Annotated in this window: 8 protein-coding genes, 40 tRNA genes and 3 rRNA genes; 1 reads left to right on the forward strand and 50 read right to left on the reverse strand. The window is 43.2% G+C overall.

Annotated features, from left to right (window positions below):
• Positions 1-83: 83 nt before the first annotated feature.
• The 50 genes from menB to MHH69_RS13185 all read right to left on the reverse strand — a co-directional run bounded on the left by menB (position 84) and on the right by MHH69_RS13185 (position 17,040).
• Positions 84-902, reverse strand: a complete 819-nt coding sequence (menB, locus tag MHH69_RS12940) for a 1,4-dihydroxy-2-naphthoyl-CoA synthase (RefSeq protein ID WP_122973638.1) — start codon at positions 900-902, stop codon at positions 84-86.
• 129 nt (positions 903-1,031) lie between these two features.
• Positions 1,032-1,856: a 2-succinyl-6-hydroxy-2,4-cyclohexadiene-1-carboxylate synthase gene (gene menH, locus MHH69_RS12945; protein WP_341362496.1), complete on the reverse strand. Its 825-nt coding sequence runs from the start codon at positions 1,854-1,856 to the stop codon at positions 1,032-1,034.
• The gene (gene menD, locus MHH69_RS12950) at positions 1,853-3,571 is read right to left on the reverse strand and encodes a 2-succinyl-5-enolpyruvyl-6-hydroxy-3-cyclohexene-1-carboxylic-acid synthase (protein ID WP_122973636.1); all 1,719 of its coding nucleotides are present in this window, start codon (positions 3,569-3,571) and stop codon (positions 1,853-1,855) included. The genes menH and menD overlap by 4 nt, the downstream gene beginning before the upstream one ends.
• Positions 3,564-4,949 (reverse strand): isochorismate synthase, encoded by a 1,386-nt coding sequence (locus tag MHH69_RS12955; RefSeq protein WP_122973635.1) that lies wholly within the window; start codon positions 4,947-4,949, stop codon positions 3,564-3,566. The genes menD and MHH69_RS12955 overlap by 8 nt, the downstream gene beginning before the upstream one ends.
• 203 nt (positions 4,950-5,152) lie before the next feature.
• Complete coding sequence (locus MHH69_RS12960; RefSeq protein ID WP_341362497.1) at positions 5,153-6,097, reverse strand: dipeptidase; 945 nt, start codon at positions 6,095-6,097, stop codon at positions 5,153-5,155.
• 84 nt (positions 6,098-6,181) lie between these two features.
• The gene (locus MHH69_RS12965) at positions 6,182-6,703 is read right to left on the reverse strand and encodes a TraR/DksA C4-type zinc finger protein (RefSeq protein WP_122973633.1); all 522 of its coding nucleotides are present in this window, start codon (positions 6,701-6,703) and stop codon (positions 6,182-6,184) included.
• 146 nt (positions 6,704-6,849) lie between these two features.
• Positions 6,850-6,921: transfer RNA gene (locus MHH69_RS12970), tRNA-Glu, on the reverse strand.
• 17 nt (positions 6,922-6,938) lie between these two features.
• Positions 6,939-7,029: transfer RNA gene (locus MHH69_RS12975), tRNA-Ser, on the reverse strand.
• A 4-nt stretch (positions 7,030-7,033) separates the two neighbouring features.
• Positions 7,034-7,108: transfer RNA gene (locus tag MHH69_RS12980), tRNA-Asn, on the reverse strand.
• A 14-nt stretch (positions 7,109-7,122) separates the two neighbouring features.
• A tRNA-Ile gene (locus MHH69_RS12985) sits at positions 7,123-7,199 on the reverse strand.
• A gap of 4 nt (positions 7,200-7,203) precedes the next feature.
• A tRNA-Gly gene (locus tag MHH69_RS12990) sits at positions 7,204-7,277 on the reverse strand.
• A 5-nt stretch (positions 7,278-7,282) separates the two neighbouring features.
• A tRNA-Phe gene (locus MHH69_RS12995) sits at positions 7,283-7,358 on the reverse strand.
• Positions 7,359-7,391: 33 nt separating this feature from the next.
• Positions 7,392-7,467 (reverse strand) — tRNA-Asp (locus MHH69_RS13000).
• A gap of 3 nt (positions 7,468-7,470) precedes the next feature.
• Positions 7,471-7,547, reverse strand: a tRNA-Met gene (locus tag MHH69_RS13005).
• 179 nt (positions 7,548-7,726) lie between these two features.
• Positions 7,727-7,819, reverse strand: a tRNA-Ser gene (locus tag MHH69_RS13010).
• Positions 7,820-7,833: 14 nt separating this feature from the next.
• A tRNA-Ile gene (locus tag MHH69_RS13015) sits at positions 7,834-7,910 on the reverse strand.
• A gap of 7 nt (positions 7,911-7,917) precedes the next feature.
• Positions 7,918-7,991: transfer RNA gene (locus MHH69_RS13020), tRNA-Met, on the reverse strand.
• Positions 7,992-8,008: 17 nt separating this feature from the next.
• A tRNA-Ala gene (locus tag MHH69_RS13025) sits at positions 8,009-8,084 on the reverse strand.
• A 23-nt stretch (positions 8,085-8,107) separates the two neighbouring features.
• Positions 8,108-8,184, reverse strand: a tRNA-Pro gene (locus tag MHH69_RS13030).
• Positions 8,185-8,194: 10 nt separating this feature from the next.
• Positions 8,195-8,271, reverse strand: a tRNA-Arg gene (locus tag MHH69_RS13035).
• 6 nt (positions 8,272-8,277) lie between these two features.
• Positions 8,278-8,366, reverse strand: a tRNA-Leu gene (locus MHH69_RS13040).
• Positions 8,367-8,371: 5 nt separating this feature from the next.
• Positions 8,372-8,446, reverse strand: a tRNA-Gly gene (locus tag MHH69_RS13045).
• Positions 8,447-8,475: 29 nt separating this feature from the next.
• Positions 8,476-8,560 (reverse strand) — tRNA-Leu (locus MHH69_RS13050).
• 12 nt (positions 8,561-8,572) lie between these two features.
• Positions 8,573-8,647: transfer RNA gene (locus MHH69_RS13055), tRNA-Lys, on the reverse strand.
• Between the two features lie 7 nt (positions 8,648-8,654).
• A tRNA-Thr gene (locus tag MHH69_RS13060) sits at positions 8,655-8,730 on the reverse strand.
• A gap of 2 nt (positions 8,731-8,732) precedes the next feature.
• Positions 8,733-8,808 (reverse strand) — tRNA-Val (locus MHH69_RS13065).
• A gap of 10 nt (positions 8,809-8,818) precedes the next feature.
• Positions 8,819-8,934, reverse strand: a 5S ribosomal RNA gene (rrf, locus tag MHH69_RS13070).
• 78 nt (positions 8,935-9,012) lie between these two features.
• Positions 9,013-9,084 (reverse strand) — tRNA-Glu (locus tag MHH69_RS13075).
• Positions 9,085-9,101: 17 nt separating this feature from the next.
• Positions 9,102-9,192 (reverse strand) — tRNA-Ser (locus tag MHH69_RS13080).
• A 4-nt stretch (positions 9,193-9,196) separates the two neighbouring features.
• Positions 9,197-9,271, reverse strand: a tRNA-Asn gene (locus MHH69_RS13085).
• 14 nt (positions 9,272-9,285) lie between these two features.
• Positions 9,286-9,362 (reverse strand) — tRNA-Ile (locus MHH69_RS13090).
• 4 nt (positions 9,363-9,366) lie between these two features.
• Positions 9,367-9,440: transfer RNA gene (locus MHH69_RS13095), tRNA-Gly, on the reverse strand.
• A gap of 5 nt (positions 9,441-9,445) precedes the next feature.
• A tRNA-Phe gene (locus MHH69_RS13100) sits at positions 9,446-9,521 on the reverse strand.
• A gap of 33 nt (positions 9,522-9,554) precedes the next feature.
• Positions 9,555-9,630 (reverse strand) — tRNA-Asp (locus tag MHH69_RS13105).
• 3 nt (positions 9,631-9,633) lie between these two features.
• Positions 9,634-9,710 (reverse strand) — tRNA-Met (locus tag MHH69_RS13110).
• Between the two features lie 28 nt (positions 9,711-9,738).
• Positions 9,739-9,831, reverse strand: a tRNA-Ser gene (locus tag MHH69_RS13115).
• Positions 9,832-9,845: 14 nt separating this feature from the next.
• Positions 9,846-9,922 (reverse strand) — tRNA-Ile (locus MHH69_RS13120).
• 7 nt (positions 9,923-9,929) lie between these two features.
• Positions 9,930-10,003 (reverse strand) — tRNA-Met (locus tag MHH69_RS13125).
• A 17-nt stretch (positions 10,004-10,020) separates the two neighbouring features.
• Positions 10,021-10,096, reverse strand: a tRNA-Ala gene (locus MHH69_RS13130).
• 23 nt (positions 10,097-10,119) lie between these two features.
• Positions 10,120-10,196 (reverse strand) — tRNA-Pro (locus tag MHH69_RS13135).
• Positions 10,197-10,206: 10 nt separating this feature from the next.
• Positions 10,207-10,283 (reverse strand) — tRNA-Arg (locus MHH69_RS13140).
• Between the two features lie 6 nt (positions 10,284-10,289).
• Positions 10,290-10,378, reverse strand: a tRNA-Leu gene (locus MHH69_RS13145).
• 5 nt (positions 10,379-10,383) lie between these two features.
• A tRNA-Gly gene (locus MHH69_RS13150) sits at positions 10,384-10,458 on the reverse strand.
• A 29-nt stretch (positions 10,459-10,487) separates the two neighbouring features.
• Positions 10,488-10,572: transfer RNA gene (locus tag MHH69_RS13155), tRNA-Leu, on the reverse strand.
• Between the two features lie 12 nt (positions 10,573-10,584).
• Positions 10,585-10,659, reverse strand: a tRNA-Lys gene (locus MHH69_RS13160).
• A gap of 7 nt (positions 10,660-10,666) precedes the next feature.
• Positions 10,667-10,742: transfer RNA gene (locus tag MHH69_RS13165), tRNA-Thr, on the reverse strand.
• Between the two features lie 2 nt (positions 10,743-10,744).
• Positions 10,745-10,820 (reverse strand) — tRNA-Val (locus tag MHH69_RS13170).
• 67 nt (positions 10,821-10,887) lie between these two features.
• A 23S ribosomal RNA gene (locus MHH69_RS13175) occupies positions 10,888-13,807 on the reverse strand.
• A 456-nt stretch (positions 13,808-14,263) separates the two neighbouring features.
• Positions 14,264-15,816: ribosomal RNA gene (locus MHH69_RS13180) — 16S ribosomal RNA — on the reverse strand.
• The 16S, 23S and 5S rRNA genes sit together here with 40 tRNA genes alongside, the layout of an rRNA operon.
• Before the next feature lie 324 nt (positions 15,817-16,140).
• Complete coding sequence (locus tag MHH69_RS13185; RefSeq protein WP_122972206.1) at positions 16,141-17,040, reverse strand: DMT family transporter; 900 nt, start codon at positions 17,038-17,040, stop codon at positions 16,141-16,143.
• A 109-nt stretch (positions 17,041-17,149) separates the two neighbouring features.
• Between MHH69_RS13185 and MHH69_RS13190 the strand changes: the two genes are divergently transcribed.
• On the forward strand, positions 17,150-17,875 hold the full coding sequence (locus MHH69_RS13190) for an MgtC/SapB family protein (protein ID WP_406928001.1): 726 nt from the start codon (positions 17,150-17,152) through the stop codon (positions 17,873-17,875).
• Positions 17,876-17,888: the final 13 nt, after the last annotated feature.

Genomic DNA, 17,888 nt, shown 5'->3' on the forward strand with positions numbered 1-17,888 from the left:
TCTTATCTTTCCTATTCTGTTCTTTTCCATATAAAAAAGCAAGAGAATCGAGATTCTCTTGCTTCCTATTTCAATCTTTCCTATTAAGGGAATCTTGGGAACTGACCGAAGTCTGGTTTACGTTTTTCTTTAAATGCATCGCGGCCTTCTTTTGCTTCGTCGGAAGTATAGTAAAGAAGTGTAGCGTCTCCGGCAAGCTGTTGGATACCTGCTAAACCATCAGAGTCTGCATTAAATGCTGCTTTTAAGAAACGTAATGCCATTGGTGATAATTCAAGAATTTCTTCACACCATTTAACCGTTTCATCTTCTAATTGTTCTAATGGAACAACTGTATTTACTAAGCCCATTTCAAGTGCTTGTTGTGCATCATATTGACGACATAAGAACCAAATTTCACGAGCTTTTTTATGACCTACGATACGTGCTAAATAACCTGCACCATATCCACCGTCAAATGAGCCTACTCGAGGGCCAGTTTGACCGAAACGAGCATTTTCAGCTGCAATTGTTAAGTCACATACGATATGTAATACGTGACCACCACCAATTGCATAACCTGCTACCATTGCGACAACCGGTTTTGGAATTTTACGAATTAATGTTTGTAAATCTAAAACATTTAAACGTGGAATATTGTCTTCTCCGACATATCCACCATTTCCACGAACTTTTTGGTCTCCACCTGAACAGAAGGCAAGGTCACCTTCACCTGTTAAAATGATAACACCTACACGTTCATCATCACGTGCGCGTGAAAATGCATCAATCATTTCTGCAGTTGTTTTTGGACGAAATGCGTTACGCACTTCTGGACGGTTAATCGTAATTTTTGCGATACCGTTGTAAAACTCATACTTAATATCTTCGTAAGTATGTAAAGTTGTCCACTCACGTGCCATGTATATACCCCCTTATTGATTATCAAATACGATGACGTATTTGTTGCAATGGATTGCAACTTATTGCGGCAAGATGTTTAGGATTTTGTACTAAGTTATCATTAGGCTAAGCAAAGCTAGTGATAAAACTTATCCAGTCGTCCCATTAAACTCTATAGCATCCTTTACTATTGTAGCAAATTGTTTAGGATTTTCCACATGAATTGCATGTCCAACATTTTCAACTAATCGAAGTTCCGCAAAAGGCAATCGCAGTTTCATTTCTTGAGCAATGTTACAAAACTTTTCGTCTAACATTCCTGTTATAAGTGTAACTGGCCTATTAAGTTGATCCAGCTGGTCCCATAAGGATTGCTGCGCCCCTGTTCCCATTCCTCTTAGACTGTTTGCAAGACCGATTTCAGATTGGGACAACCTTTCTTTCCGAACAGCTTGTTGTACTGCTATCGGTAAATTTTTTTGCGAATGAAATAACGGAATGTTTTCCCATTTTTGAACAAAAGATTGAAGTCCATTTTGTTCAATACTTTTCGCTAGTTCTTCATCGGCTTTTCTTCTCGCCATTCTCTCTTCTTCCGTTTTTAATCCGGGAGAAGCACTTTCTAAAATTAACTGTTGGATTCTTTCCGGAAACTTAACGGTATAAGAAAGAGCTACACGACCACCTAAAGAATAGCCGATTAAAATAAATTGATTTAGCTTCAACTGATAAAAAAGATTTTCTAAAATCTCAATTTGTTCTTCCATTGAATAATGTGACACATCTTCTGGAGCTTCCGTTTGACCATGTCCAACTAAATCAATGGCAACAAGCCGATAGTCAGAAAATTGCGAAGCCGTTTTTCCCCATGTTTTAACGGTTCCAGTAAAACCATGGAGTAGGACGATTGTTTCCGTTAAATGCTCATTCCATATTTGAATATTTACGTTAATGCCACGGGCTTGTAAAATCATTGCTCCAACTCCTCGTGAATTCGTTGCCAAAGCTTACGATGGGCAGCGACATTTTCCTCACGATTCGTAAAGATTTCAACTAAACGTAACGGCTTTGCCTTTGGTTGTTCAAATAATGGCGATAGCTCGTCCAAAGTATGAATTGAAAGATAGTCCATATCATACATCTTAGCTATTTCAGCAAATTGTAAAGATGTTGGTGTACCAAATAAATCTTCATAATACTCTTTTACAGTGGCTTGGGATAAATATGAAAAGATTCCCCCACCATCATTATTAAAGACAATCACATTTATATTACATGGCTGATAACGAGTAGCAATGAATGCACTCAAATCATGTAAAAAGGCTAAATCGCCAATAAATAAATACATTTCTCGATTTGGTCTACCTTGACTAAAACCGATAGCGGTTGACATTACACCATCAATCCCATTTGCACCACGATTTGCAAATACTTGAATATCTTTTGCAGTTGGTAAAAGGAATGTATCGATATCACGAATTGGCATACTGCTGCTTACAAATAAATCACTCTGACTCGGAAGCTTTTCTAAAAACATACGAACCATTGCCCCTTCATCGGATTCATTGGCACTGTAATTTTCAATATGCTTTTTCGCGATTGTCTCCCCTTTTTGCCACTGTTTTACATATTCTTCATTAATACGATTGCCACTTATATTTAACTCATTTAACCACTTTCCAATGGATGCATGAATAAAGTGGGTAGAAACCGCAGCTGAGTCACGGAACATAGGATCTTCATCAACTACTACATAATGAGTTGGCTCAGTTTCTGTTAAAAAAATCGTTAGAAATTTAGATACAGGTTGAGCACCAAAACGAATTACTGTATCAGCTGCAACCTGTTGTTTAAATGGTCCGCTTTTTAATAATGCGTCATATGTAGTAATAATATAAGGCTCACAATCCGCTGGAACGTTCGTTCTCAAGTTTGAAAGACTTTCAATTAACACTGGCCATTTCAATGTACGAATAAAGGACCAAATATATTGTAAGTCAGTACCTAATGCTAATTCTCCGACGACGATAAAACCTTTTTGCGTTTGGCGAATAATTCCTTCTAACGTGTCCTTTGCCATTTCAGAAGGTGTTACTTCTCCTACATAGCTGTTTTGAAAAGATGGAACGGGAAGTTCTTCTTTAAAATCAATTAGTAAAGGCTCACGGAATGGAACGTTAAAATGAACCGGTCCATAGGGTGCTGTTGTTGCAATATTTACTCCTCGAGCTATATGACGTTCTATATGTGGTAACGTTTGTTTAGCATCATCTGGAATTGGAAATTCAGCGCTCCACTTTACCCTTTCTCCATACAAATTCAATTGATTGATTGCTTGAGGTGCTCCAACTTCCCTCAATTCGTGGGGGCGATCTGCCGTAATGACGATTAAAGGTACTCGGGCATATTTTGCTTCAACAATTGCTGGATAATAGTTTGCAGCTGCTGTACCTGACGTACATAATAGTACTACTGGTTTAGCTTTTGCTTTCGCAATTCCTAAAGCGAAAAATGCTGCTGAACGTTCATCAACTTGTCGATAAATATTTAAATTTTTCGTCGAAGCAAACGCATAAGCAAGAGGTGTAGAACGAGATCCAGGACTTATTACTACATCTTCTACACCATTTTGCATAAGTGAAGCAACCATTTTATAAACGTAATTTGTTAATATTTCTCGATTATTCATGTAGTTGTCCTCCTAAAGCACGTAACATCGGACGGAACTTCACTAATGTTTCTTCATATTCCGAAATTGGTTCGGAATCAGCAACAATACCGCCGCCAGCATATAAAAATGCCGTATTTTCTTTTAATGCAGCAGAACGAATCGCCACAATAAATTCTCCATTTCCTTCTGCATCCATCCAACCTAATGGAGCCGCATATAATCCTCGATTCATCGACTCATATTGGCGAATAATCGAAAGCGCTTCCTGACGAGGTACGCCCCCTAATGCAGGAGTAGGATGTAAATGTTTAACAAGTTGTAATATCGTTGCATCTTGTTTTAATACCCCTTCAACCGGCGTATAAAGATGTTGAATATCACGTATTTTTAACAGTTTCGGTTGCTTTGGAACCTTATATTGAATGCAATTTTGTTCAAAAGTATGAGCAATCATATCGACCACATAGCGATGCTCTCCTAAGTTTTTTGAATCCGCTAAAAGACTTTCTCCCAATGCATTATCTTCTTCAACGGTTTTACCACGTTTAATCGAACCTGCTACACATGAAGAAAAAGCGTTACCTTTCTCAACTTTTACTAATCGTTCTGGAGAAGCACCAAAGAATAAAAGTTTGTCACGTTCTAATCCAAATAAATAGCTTTCGGGCTGCTCGCTTATTACGTGGGATAACACTTGGGGAGCTGTTAAAATGTCATCAAATTGCATTTCTAAAGTACGCGCAATGACCACCTTTTCAGCTTCGTTATTTTTAATTAAATTGGTTACCGTTGCAATCGTTTTTAAATAATCTTCTTTATAAACTTCTCGATAATTCGTCATTACCGGTTTATCATACATTTTTAACTCTTTTACTTGAGCTGCATGAATCAATTGATCCCGCTCTTTTCGTAATAAATCAAACTCTTCTATGCAATTTTCATTCTTCGTAACTAAATGAATGCTTACATATGCTTTATCATCCCGAATGACAAGCTGATAAGTCGCTATTGCAAAATAGCTTTGGGGAAAACCGTTCCATTCCCCCTCTTTCATATTGTTCGGGTCAAAAGTAAATCCACCAAATAAAATCGGTTGTTGTTCACTTTCTTCCTTTACAATATTTTTCGTTAAAGCTTTCCATTCTTTTTCAATGAAATCAAAACGTTCATCATTTGCATTGTTTTCTATTTTATATGCATGTCCTAATCCGACTAATGTGAACGTTTTCTCACGGTTTTGCCAGAAAAACCGTTGTCCTTTATATTGTTTCTCCCCTGCTGCAAAGAATGCAAGGGCCGATAATCGGTTAACTTCAATCGTTTCAATATAGAAGGTTAATGTCGAATTGACTGTTCCCACTTCTACTTCAGTGGTTTGTAACCACTTCTGATGCATGAATTTTCCCTCCAACAAAGGCAATTTTGCCATAAAAATAACAGACAATTAAATATCTGCTTGTTTAAATAATCTTTTCGAATCACTCGATATCTATTCTATCATATCATTTTTTTCTTATATACAATATCGATATTCCTTACCGCCTTCATTTTTAATATGTAAAATTGACTAATTGATTCCATTAAAAAAAAGCGTAAGATCTATTTCTCACGCTTTCCAATCCCCATTACGTAATTTCTAAATCCTTTACTTGCCATCATCTGAACTTCCTCAATTGAATAAGTATTCAACAAGGCATTAATAAGATTCTGATATTCACTAGCATTAGATAGCTTTTCAATCGCTAAAGGATCCATTCCATCAAAATCTGACCCAAAGCCTATCGATTCAACCCCTACTAAAGAAGTTAAATGTTGAATATGTTTAAGAAGTTCATTTATCGTCGTAGTTTCTTTAGCTGGTTCGATAAAAGGAGGATAAAAAACGACATGAATTCTTCCTCCATTTTGAACTAATGCTTTAATTTGCTCATCTGTGAGATTTCTAGGATGGTCACAGATGCTTCTAGCATTACAATGACTGGCAATGATATGTTTTGCTAAAGGGAGTACTTCATAAAAACCTTGTTCATTTAAATGGGCCACATCAAGTAGAATATCATGTTGATTTAATAATTGAATGACTTCATGGGCAAAGGGTTTTAAACCTTTTGAAGGGGCTTCAGACGTCCCATATGCAACAGTATTTTCTTCATTCCAAGTAAGTCCAACAATTTTAACTCCTGCATCGATTAAATGTTGAAGCTTTCCTATATCTTCTCCAATACAATCGCAACCTTCAAGACTTAAAACGGCTCCGATTTCTCCTTCTTTCAGTTCATCTAATTGTCTCCAATCCGTAATGTGTACCATCTCGGATTTGCTTAATACTTTTGTATGGAATGCCTCTATTTGACGGGCTGCTTCTAAAAACTTTTCTTTTTGAGGGACATCAGGATGAATAAAAATCGCAAATACTTGAACTTTCACTTTTCCAGCTTGTAAATAGTTTAGATTCGCATGTAGCCTATTATCATTTTGAAAATCGACCGCTTCTAATCTCGTTAATTTCTCCAACACATCACAATGCAAATCAATAATATCCACTTTTCTCCCGCCTATCCATTGTTTTTCTATATTGTATAGGAAAATGGATAGTTCTTGCTATAGATGAAGGAACAATTATTCATTTTATTGTAGACGATCTCGAATAGATGTTTCTTGATTATTTTGATGAATAATCTCCTGCGGAACATCCTGCGGACTATCAGATGACGGGTATTCACCAGAACCATCCTCAAAATCGACCGTTAATAATGATTTATGTGTAAGTTCATTCATAATTTCTTCTTCCACTGGTCGAGTTTCCATATCAATTTTTTCATGACTATGTTCTTTACAAGTCAATGTCGTAGGAACTGCCTCTAACCTCTCAAATGGAATTTCTTTTTGACATACTTCACATTTTCCATATGTTCCATTTTCCATTGCATTTAACGCAGCCTCTATTTTTTCAATACTTTCTTGTTTAAAATCATCCATTGCATATTCTGTTAATTGCGATGTTAAATCAGAAGCATTATCTCCAGGGTGATTATCATAATTGGATAATTCCGTACGATCTATATCATCGTGGGTTTCTAAACCTTCTTTTAAATCCTTCAATTCCTCTAATAAATTGTTTTTTAATTGTTCCATTTGTGATTGATTCATTTATTTTAAACCTCCTTCTATCTATTAATTAAGGTTCACCTAATTTAGCCTTTTCAAACGTAAAATATTGTACAACAATGAGAAATTCTTTCATTTTAAACAAAAAACACTCTCAAGATAATGTTTATCTTGAGAGTGTTTAGTAATGACCCGTACGGGATTCGAACCCGTGTTACCGCCGTGAAAGGGCGGTGTCTTAACCACTTGACCAACGGGCCTAACACAAAATTATGTATGGCGGAGAAGGAGGGATTTGAACCCTCGCGCCGGTTACCCGACCTACACCCTTAGCAGGGGCGCCTCTTCAGCCTCTTGAGTACTTCCCCAATATGGCTCCGAAGGTAGGACTCGAACCTACGACCGATCGGTTAACAGCCGATTGCTCTACCACTGAGCTACTTCGGAATAATTATGTTTTATGGTGGGCCTAAATGGACTTGAACCATCGACCTCACGCTTATCAGGCGTGCGCTCTAACCAGCTGAGCTATAGGCCCCTATTGGAGCGGGTGATGAGAATCGAACTCACGACATCAGCTTGGAAGGCTGAGGTTTTACCATTAAACTACACCCGCATATATGGTGGGTCGGGACGGAATCGAACCGCCGACACTTAGAGCTTCAATCTAATGCTCTACCAACTGAGCTACCGACCCATACAATCAATTTCGCCTTTGGCGAATATATTATGGCGGTCCCGACCGGGATCGAACCGGCGATCTCCTGCGTGACAGGCAGGCATGTTAACCGCTACACCACGGGACCATTTGGTTGCGGGGACAGGATTTGAACCTGTGACCTTCGGGTTATGAGCCCGACGAGCTACCGAACTGCTCCACCCCGCGATAATAATATTTATTTAATAATACTGACTTTACATGACGCATTCAGATTTTCCTGAACCCGTCCCGATTTCGTATAGCAACTCAAGAAGTTTGCGAAATCGTTGCGCTGAAGCTTAGCTACGATGCTTATTCGTTCGTGCTCCACCCCGCGATAATACTATCATTTATTTAATTTGAAATGGCGGAGGAAGAGGGATTCGAACCCCCGCGCGGTTTAACCCGCCTGTCGGTTTTCAAGACCGATCCCTTCAGCCGGACTTGGGTATTCCTCCGTTTTATACTTCTATGGTGGACCTTGCAGGACTCGAACCTGCGACCGGACGGTTATGAGCCGTCTGCTCTAACCAACTGAGCTAAAGGTCCTTAAAGATGGCGGCAGAGGGGATCGAACCCCCGACCTCACGGGTATGAACCGTACGCTCTAGCCAGCTGAGCTACGCCGCCAGGATCTTTATTATGGTTGGTGGAGCCTAGCGGGATCGAACCGCTGACCTCCTGCGTGCAAGGCAGGCGCTCTCCCAGCTGAGCTAAGGCCCCATAATATTATTTTTAATTTGTCATGGTCGGGAAGACAGGATTCGAACCTGCGACCCCTTGGTCCCAAACCAAGTGCTCTACCAAGCTGAGCTACTTCCCGTTCGCTTCTTTGGCGCGCCCGGCAGAAGTCGAATCCACAACCTTCTGATCCGTAGTCAGACGCTCTATCCAATTGAGCTACGGGCGCAATAAATGGTGCCGAGGACCGGAATCGAACCGGTACGGTAGTCACCTACCGCAGGATTTTAAGTCCTGTGCGTCTGCCAGTTCCGCCACCCCGGCACATTTGGAGCGGAAGACGGGGTTCGAACCCGCGACCCCCACCTTGGCAAGGTGGTGTTCTACCACTGAACTACTTCCGCATGTGCTTTTGTTTATCTGGCAATTTAAATGGTGCGGGTGAAGGGAGTCGAACCCCCACGCCTTGCGGCGCTAGATCCTAAGTCTAGTGCGTCTGCCAATTCCGCCACACCCGCTTATTTAAAAACTGGTGAGCCATGAAGGACTTGAACCTTCGACCCTCTGATTAAAAGTCAGATGCTCTACCACTGAGCTAATGGCTCTAAAAAATGGTGCCGGCGAAAGGACTTGAACCCTCAACCTACTGATTACAAGTCAGTTGCTCTACCAATTGAGCTACACCGGCTTTGGTGGAGGATGACGGGCTCGAACCGCCGACCCCCTGCTTGTAAGGCAGGTGCTCTCCCAGCTGAGCTAATCCTCCTGGGTATAATGCCTAGCAACGTCCTACTCTCGCAGGGGGAAGCCCCCAACTACCATCGGCGCTAAAGAGCTTAACTTCCGTGTTCGGTATGGGAACGGGTGTGACCTCTTTGCCATCATCACTAGACTATTTAAATAAGGACAAGATTTATAATATCATAATTGCATTATTTTTCAAGTCTTTTTATAAATTTTTTTAAAATTATGACCCGTACGGGATTCGAACCCGTGTTACCGCCGTGAAAGGGCGGTGTCTTAACCACTTGACCAACGGGCCTAACACAAAATTATGTATGGCGGAGAAGGAGGGATTTGAACCCTCGCGCCGGTTACCCGACCTACACCCTTAGCAGGGGCGCCTCTTCAGCCTCTTGAGTACTTCCCCAATATGGCTCCGAAGGTAGGACTCGAACCTACGACCGATCGGTTAACAGCCGATTGCTCTACCACTGAGCTACTTCGGAATAATTATGTTTTATGGTGGGCCTAAATGGACTTGAACCATCGACCTCACGCTTATCAGGCGTGCGCTCTAACCAGCTGAGCTATAGGCCCCTATTGGAGCGGGTGATGAGAATCGAACTCACGACATCAGCTTGGAAGGCTGAGGTTTTACCATTAAACTACACCCGCATATATGGTGGGTCGGGACGGAATCGAACCGCCGACACTTAGAGCTTCAATCTAATGCTCTACCAACTGAGCTACCGACCCATACAATCAATTTCGCCTTTGGCGAATATATTATGGCGGTCCCGACCGGGATCGAACCGGCGATCTCCTGCGTGACAGGCAGGCATGTTAACCGCTACACCACGGGACCATTTGGTTGCGGGGACAGGATTTGAACCTGTGACCTTCGGGTTATGAGCCCGACGAGCTACCGAACTGCTCCACCCCGCGATAATACTATCATTTATTTAATTTGAAATGGCGGAGGAAGAGGGATTCGAACCCCCGCGCGGTTTAACCCGCCTGTCGGTTTTCAAGACCGATCCCTTCAGCCGGACTTGGGTATTCCTCCGTTTTATACTTCTATGGTGGACCTTGCAGGACTCGAACCTGCGACCGGACGGTTATGAGCCGTCTGCTCTAACCAACTGAGCTAAAGGTCCTTAAAGATGGCGGCAGAGGGGATCGAACCCCCGACCTCACGGGTATGAACCGTACGCTCTAGCCAGCTGAGCTACGCCGCCAGGATCTTTATTATGGTTGGTGGAGCCTAGCGGGATCGAACCGCTGACCTCCTGCGTGCAAGGCAGGCGCTCTCCCAGCTGAGCTAAGGCCCCATAATATTATTTTTAATTTGTCATGGTCGGGAAGACAGGATTCGAACCTGCGACCCCTTGGTCCCAAACCAAGTGCTCTACCAAGCTGAGCTACTTCCCGTTCGCTTCTTTGGCGCGCCCGGCAGAAGTCGAATCCACAACCTTCTGATCCGTAGTCAGACGCTCTATCCAATTGAGCTACGGGCGCAATAAATGGTGCCGAGGACCGGAATCGAACCGGTACGGTAGTCACCTACCGCAGGATTTTAAGTCCTGTGCGTCTGCCAGTTCCGCCACCCCGGCACATTTGGAGCGGAAGACGGGGTTCGAACCCGCGACCCCCACCTTGGCAAGGTGGTGTTCTACCACTGAACTACTTCCGCATGTGCTTTTGTTTATCTGGCAATTTAAATGGTGCGGGTGAAGGGAGTCGAACCCCCACGCCTTGCGGCGCTAGATCCTAAGTCTAGTGCGTCTGCCAATTCCGCCACACCCGCTTATTTAAAAACTGGTGAGCCATGAAGGACTTGAACCTTCGACCCTCTGATTAAAAGTCAGATGCTCTACCACTGAGCTAATGGCTCTAAAAAATGGTGCCGGCGAAAGGACTTGAACCCTCAACCTACTGATTACAAGTCAGTTGCTCTACCAATTGAGCTACACCGGCTTTGGTGGAGGATGACGGGCTCGAACCGCCGACCCCCTGCTTGTAAGGCAGGTGCTCTCCCAGCTGAGCTAATCCTCCTGGGTATGTATGAAAAGAAAAAATTATTCTTTCAAAACTGGATAAAGACATTGAATGCATTTAAGATTTGGTTAAGTCCTCGATCGATTAGTATTCGTCAGCTCCATGTGTCACCACACTTCCACCTCGAACCTATCTACCTCATCGTCTTTGAGGGATCTTACTTACTTGCGTAATGGGAAATCTCATCTTGAGGGGGGCTTCATGCTTAGATGCTTTCAGCACTTATCCCGTCCACACATAGCTACCCAGCGATGCCTTTGGCAAGACAACTGGTACACCAGCGGTGTGTCCATCCCGGTCCTCTCGTACTAAGGACAGCTCCTCTCAAATTTCCTACGCCCACGACGGATAGGGACCGAACTGTCTCACGACGTTCTGAACCCAGCTCGCGTACCGCTTTAATGGGCGAACAGCCCAACCCTTGGGACCGACTACAGCCCCAGGATGCGATGAGCCGACATCGAGGTGCCAAACCTCCCCGTCGATGTGGACTCTTGGGGGAGATAAGCCTGTTATCCCCGGGGTAGCTTTTATCCGTTGAGCGATGGCCCTTCCATGCGGAACCACCGGATCACTAAGCCCGTCTTTCGACCCTGCTCGACTTGTAGGTCTCGCAGTCAAGCTCCCTTGTGCCTTTACACTCTACGAATGATTTCCAACCATTCTGAGGGAACCTTTGGGCGCCTCCGTTACCTTTTAGGAGGCGACCGCCCCAGTCAAACTGTCCACCTGACACTGTCTCCTACCCCGCTAAGGGGTATGGGTTAGAATTTCAACACAACCAGGGTAGTATCCCACCGACGCCTCCCTCGAAGCTGGCGCTCCGAGTTCTCTGGCTCCTACCTATCCTGTACAAGTTGTGCCAAAATTCAATATCAGGCTACAGTAAAGCTCCACGGGGTCTTTCCGTCCTGTCGCGGGTAACCTGCATCTTCACAGGTACTATAATTTCACCGAGTCTCTCGTTGAGACAGTGCCCAGATCGTTACGCCTTTCGTGCGGGTCGGAACTTACCCGACAAGGAATTTCGCTACCTTAGGACCGTTATAGTTACGGCCGCCGTTTACTGGGGCTTCAATTCAGAGCTTCGCTAATGCTAACCCCTCCTCTTAACCTTCCAGCACCGGGCAGGCGTCAGCCCCTATACGTCACCTTACGGTTTTGCAGAGACCTGTGTTTTTGCTAAACAGTCGCCTGGGCCTATTCACTGCGGCTCTCTCACGAGAGCACCCCTTCTCCCGAAGTTACGGGGTCATTTTGCCGAGTTCCTTAACGAGAGTTCTCTCGCACACCTTAGGATTCTCTCCTCGACTACCTGTGTCGGTTTGCGGTACGGGCACCTCCCGCCTCGCTAGAGGCTTTTCTTGGCAGCGTGAAATCAGGTACTTCGCTCAATAGAGCTCCCCATCACAGCTTGGCGTATTAGGAAGCGGATTTGCCTACTTCCACGCCTTATTGCTTGGGCGCGCATATCCAACAGCGCGCTTACCTTATCCTACTGCGTCCCCCCATTACTCAAACGGCGGGGAGGTGGTACAGGAATATCAACCTGTTGTCCATCGTCTACGCCTATCGGCCTCGACTTAGGTCCCGACTAACCCTGAGCGGACGAGCCTTCCTCAGGAAACCTTAGTCATACGGTGGATGGGATTCTCACCCATCTTTCGCTACTCATACCGGCATTCTCACTTCTAAGCGCTCCACCAGTCCTTCCGGTCTGACTTCAACGCCCTTAGAACGCTCTCCTACCACGGACATCAAAGATGTCCATCCACAGCTTCGGTGAATCGTTTAGCCCCGATACATTTTCGGCGCAGCGTCACTCGACCAGTGAGCTATTACGCACTCTTTAAATGATGGCTGCTTCTAAGCCAACATCCTGGTTGTCTAAGCAACGCCACATCCTTTTCCACTTAACGATTACTTTGGGACCTTAGCTGGTGGTCTGGGCTGTTTCCCTTTTGACTACGGATCTTATCACTCGCAGTCTGACTCCCGTGTATAAATATCTGGCATTCGGAGTTTGTCTGAATTCGGTAACCCGAGATGGGCCCCTAGTCCAAACAGTGCTCTACCTCCAGTATTCTTAATCACGAGGCTAGCCCTAAAGCTATTTCGGAGAGAACCAGCTATCTCCAAGTTCGATTGGAATTTCTCCGCTACCCACACCTCATCCCCGCACTTTTCAACGTGCGTGGGTTCGGGCCTCCAGTGAGTGTTACCTCACCTTCACCCTGGACATGGGTAGATCACCTGGTTTCGGGTCTACGACCACGTACTTAATACCGCCCTATTCAGACTCGCTTTCGCTACGGCTCCATCTTCTCGACTTAACCTTGCACGTAATCGTAACTCGCCGGTTCATTCTACAAAAGGCACGCTATCACCCATTAACGGGCTCTAACTACTTGTAGGCACACGGTTTCAGGTTCTATTTCACTCCCCTCCCGGGGTGCTTTTCACCTTTCCCTCACGGTACTGGTTCACTATCGGTCACTAGGGAGTATTTAGCCTTGGGAGATGGTCCTCCCGGATTCCGACGGAATTTCACGTGTTCCGCCGTACTCAGGATACACTCAAGAGAGAATGAACTTTCGACTACGGGGCTTTTACCCTCTGCGGCAGACCTTTCCAGGTCGCTTCGCCTAATTCATTCCTTTGTAACTCCATATAGAGTGTCCTACAACCCCAAGAGGCAAGCCTCTTGGTTTGGGCTTTTCCCGTTTCGCTCGCCGCTACTCAGGGAATCGAATATTTTCTTTCTCTTCCTCCAGGTACTTAGATGTTTCAGTTCCCTGGGTATGCCATCATGACGCTATGTATTCACGTCAAGATACTGTTCCATTACGAACAGTGGGTTCCCCCATTCGGAAATCTCCGGATCAAAGCTTACTTACAGCTCCCCGAAGCATATCGGTGTTAGTGCCGTCCTTCATCGGCTCCTAGTGCCAAGGCATCCACCGTGCGCCCTTCATAACTTAACCTAAAAAAGTTAGTTACTGCTTTTCTTATAAAGAAAAGACTTAAGAACTACACAATCAAATGCGTCCTCGACGAATTTGCCGTCCAGATTTTTATTTTAAAAATGTCTGCTTTGCAGATGTTTTTAAAATTAAATACCTCTAAAAATCTGTGACATCCGCCGGAGGCTTTTTTATTATTCTGCTTTAGCTGAATAATAAAAATTTGCTTGAATTTTATTGCTTTCAATGTCGTTTTATCCAGTTTTCAAAGAACAAGACTACTGACTTCAGTCACATCGTGACTTTGCATCAGTGAGATTACTCCGTGCAGTTTTGCGACGAAAGCTTTGAGTTACCTCTTAGACTTTTCTTCGCGGCAGGAGCAAGTTTGAAGTTTCATTTCTGAACCTTCAAAACTGAACACAAAACGTTAATGTTGATTGACCCAAGGTCAATCATTCCGTTATATATCCTTAGAAAGGAGGTGATCCAGCCGCACCTTCCGATACGGCTACCTTGTTACGACTTCACCCCAATCATCTGTCCCACCTTCGGCGGCTGGCTCCAAAAGGTTACCTCACCGACTTCGGGTGTTACAAACTCTCGTGGTGTGACGGGCGGTGTGTACAAGGCCCGGGAACGTATTCACCGCGGCATGCTGATCCGCGATTACTAGCGATTCCGGCTTCATGTAGGCGAGTTGCAGCCTACAATCCGAACTGAGAACGGTTTTATCGGATTAGCTCCCCCTCGCGGGTTGGCAACCGTTTGTACCGTCCATTGTAGCACGTGTGTAGCCCAGGTCATAAGGGGCATGATGATTTGACGTCATCCCCACCTTCCTCCGGTTTGTCACCGGCAGTCTCCTTAGAGTGCCCAACTAAATGATGGCAACTAAGAACAAGGGTTGCGCTCGTTGCGGGACTTAACCCAACATCTCACGACACGAGCTGACGACAACCATGCACCACCTGTCACCACTGTCCCCGAAGGGAAAACTATGTCTCCATAGCGGTCAATGGGATGTCAAGACCTGGTAAGGTTCTTCGCGTTGCTTCGAATTAAACCACATGCTCCACCGCTTGTGCGGGCCCCCGTCAATTCCTTTGAGTTTCAGTCTTGCGACCGTACTCCCCAGGCGGAGTGCTTAATGCGTTAGCTGCAGCACTAAGGGGCGGAAACCCCCTAACACTTAGCACTCATCGTTTACGGCGTGGACTACCAGGGTATCTAATCCTGTTTGCTCCCCACGCTTTCGCGCCTCAGCGTCAGTTACAGACCAGAAAGTCGCCTTCGCCACTGGTGTTCCTCCAAATCTCTACGCATTTCACCGCTACACTTGGAATTCCACTTTCCTCTTCTGCACTCAAGTCCTCCAGTTTCCAATGACCCTCCACGGTTGAGCCGTGGGCTTTCACATCAGACTTAAAGGACCGCCTGCGCGCGCTTTACGCCCAATAATTCCGGACAACGCTTGCCACCTACGTATTACCGCGGCTGCTGGCACGTAGTTAGCCGTGGCTTTCTAATAAGGTACCGTCAAGGTACAGCCAGTTACTACTGTACTTGTTCTTCCCTTACAACAGAGTTTTACGATCCGAAAACCTTCTTCACTCACGCGGCGTTGCTCCATCAGGCTTTCGCCCATTGTGGAAGATTCCCTACTGCTGCCTCCCGTAGGAGTCTGGGCCGTGTCTCAGTCCCAGTGTGGCCGATCACCCTCTCAGGTCGGCTACGCATCGTCGCCTTGGTGAGCCGTTACCTCACCAACTAGCTAATGCGCCGCGGGCCCATCCTATAGCGATAGCTAGATGCCATCTTTCAACATCTCATCAGGAGATAAAATGTATTATTCGGTATTAGCCCCGGTTTCCCGGAGTTATCCCCAACTATAGGGCAGGTTGCCCACGTGTTACTCACCCGTCCGCCGCTAACGTCAAAGGAGCAAGCTCCTTATCTGTTCGCTCGACTTGCATGTATTAGGCACGCCGCCAGCGTTCGTCCTGAGCCAGGATCAAACTCTCCATAAAAGAAAATTTGATAAAGCTCTAAATTTACACCGGCATCATAATGATGTCCAAAATTTTGTTTCAACTCTTAAGTTAAAACTGTATTTCATTAACGTTTTGTCGTTCAGTTTTCAAGGTTCATTTTGTCACCGTTTAAATAAGCAACTTTTATATTATAACATTCCAACAATGTTATTTCAAATATAATTCCACTTACTCTTCAAATAGTAACTTTTATATTATAAGTTATCCTTCACTATTAGTCAATTATTATTTTGAAATACTTTTTCAAAACATTCACGTCGTTAAGGACAAGTAATAATATACTATAACCAAGAAAACTAATCAAGCACTTTTTTTAAAAAACTTCTTTAATATTTTAATATCAAGTACAAAAAGTATAATACCAGCAATTACAATTAATCCTCCAACAATTTGGGTTGTCATTAGATCCTCTAAAAAAATAAAATAAGCTAAAATTGCAGCTCCAATTGGTTCGAATAATACCGCTACCGAAATAACATTTGTACTTACCCATTTTACCGCCCAATTAAATAACGTATGTCCTAATAAATTTGGGATGATTGCTAATAATAAAAACCAAACCCATGTCATCGATGGATAAGGACCGAAAGACTCTCCTTTTATGAGTACATAAAAGAATAGACAGATTGTACTTATTGAGTAGACTACCATCGTATATGTAATTAAAGAAATTCGTTTTCTTACATCTTGTCCAAATAATAAATAACCAGTTATAAGTCCACAAGCAATTAAAGCTAACATATCCCCATAAAGGGCATTTCCACTCACCCGAAAATCTCCCCAACTAATTAACACACTTCCCGAAATGGCTATTATCCCTGAAACAATTGTCTTTAGTGATAATTTTTCTTTAAAAAACAGATACGTACCGATAAAAGCAAATAACGGTTGTAATGTTACTAACACTGTAGAACTTGCTACGGACGTGTAGTTTAGTGACTCAAACCATAAAATGAAATGAAATGCTAAAAAAATACCTGCAATTGAGGAGAAAATCCAATCCCTTTTTGTTAAAATTTTTATTTCGCCTTTAAATTTATAAAAAAACAACGGACTCATAATTAATATGGAAAAAAGCATTCGGTAAAAAGCAATGACTCCAGCATCAGCTTCTGCTAACTTCACAAAAATTGCAGATAACGAAATTGAAATAACACCTATCAATATTGGAATGTATGGATGTATTTTTGGTTTTTCCAAAATTAGATAACCCCCTTGGATAAATTTTGCTATATTAATAAAATAAGACATTCATTCATATTCTGTCATTTATAACCAATGTTATCAACAAGAAAAAGGAGGACCATTATTGGGTATTCTATTTTTAAACGAACCTTTCTCCTACGAGATTATTGTGAAGCTTATTATCGCTGCAATATTAAGTCTAATAATAGGAATTGAAAGGGAATTAAAAAAGAAACCAGTTGGCTTAAAAACCAGTTTAGTTATCGCTACCTTCAGTTGTTTATTAACGATTATTTCGATTGAAACTGCATATAGTACACCTAGTCGGGACGATATTAATATTACAATGGACCCCCTACGACTCGCAGCACAAATTGTTAGCGGCATAGGTTTTTTAGGTGCAGGTGTCATTTTGCGTAAAGGTAATGATAGTATTACTGGATTAACAACAGCTGCAATGATATGGGGTGCAGCTGGGATCGGAATTGCCGTTGGAGCTGGTTTTTATATAGAAGCATTCGCTACAGTAGTCATTGTTGTAATAGGAATCGAACTAATTGCTCCTTTTTTATTAAAAATTGGTCCTAAAAGATTGCGTATGAAAGAACATGTTTTAAAAGTAAGGTTAACGGAAGAAGAAAATATTCAACACCTTCTTAACTTTATGAAAGAAAATGAAATGTATATAGATAATATTCGTATTAAAGATATACCTGTATCGACAGAGCTTTTTTTATACGAGGTAGATATTCGTTTTTCAACTTTATTCCGAACTGATACGCTCTATATCTATCATACATTGCATTCATTACCATATGTACAAAAAATTGAATTAGAAAATCTAGGATAATGGAGGAAATGTA

The organism is Ureibacillus sp. FSL E2-3493, from assembly GCF_038077515.1.
In the GTDB taxonomy this organism is placed as follows: Bacteria; Bacillota; Bacilli; order Bacillales_A; family Planococcaceae; genus Ureibacillus; species Ureibacillus halotolerans.

What these genes read in the sequence shown, in the direction of transcription:
- menD (WP_122973636.1), bottom strand. Translation starts at nt 3,571, where the DNA reads ATGAATAATCGAGAAATATTAACAAATTACGTTTATAAAATGGTTGCT.
- MHH69_RS12965 (WP_122973633.1), bottom strand. Translation starts at nt 6,703, where the DNA reads ATGAATCAATCACAAATGGAACAATTAAAAAACAATTTATTAGAGGAA.
- menH (WP_341362496.1), bottom strand. Translation starts at nt 1,856, where the DNA reads ATGATTTTACAAGCCCGTGGCATTAACGTAAATATTCAAATATGGAAT.
- menB (WP_122973638.1), bottom strand. Translation starts at nt 902, where the DNA reads ATGGCACGTGAGTGGACAACTTTACATACTTACGAAGATATTAAGTAT.
- MHH69_RS12955 (WP_122973635.1), bottom strand. Translation starts at nt 4,949, where the DNA reads ATGCATCAGAAGTGGTTACAAACCACTGAAGTAGAAGTGGGAACAGTC.